This window comes from Psychrobacter sp. TB20-MNA-CIBAN-0197 (genome assembly GCF_040309765.1).
Classification (GTDB): domain Bacteria; phylum Pseudomonadota; class Gammaproteobacteria; order Pseudomonadales; family Moraxellaceae; genus Psychrobacter; species Psychrobacter submarinus.
This window is the reverse complement of record NZ_JBEOPC010000668.1, coordinates 1-268: the sequence shown is the minus strand read 5'-3', so window position 1 is coordinate 268 and position 268 is coordinate 1. Positions and strand designations below refer to the sequence as shown.

The following is a 268-nucleotide window of genomic DNA, read 5'->3' as shown; positions in this document are numbered from 1 at the left end:
CATCAACAGTAGTTGCATCCACAGTGTAACTATTAGGAAAAATAGTTACTGTTGTATCGTTTACAAATAAATTGAAATCAGCTGAATCAATTGCATTTGGTGTTCCATCTGCAAAGTTGACATCTAAAAATGCTTCAAAGGCTTCTTCTGTTGCTGCTGGATAACCATAAACAGTAGGTACTGCTACACCAGTATCTACTGTAACTGTAGCCTCATCCTTTTTGTGATCACTAGCAATAATAGATTTGCCATTCACAATATTCATACC

Annotated in this window: 1 protein-coding gene; it reads right to left on the bottom strand. The window is 35.8% G+C overall.

From position 1 onward, the window contains the following. A partial coding sequence (locus AAEY83_RS15450; protein ID WP_351060324.1) for a hypothetical protein occupies positions 1-256 on the bottom strand: 256 nt, incomplete at its 3' end. Positions 257-268: the final 12 nt, after the last annotated feature.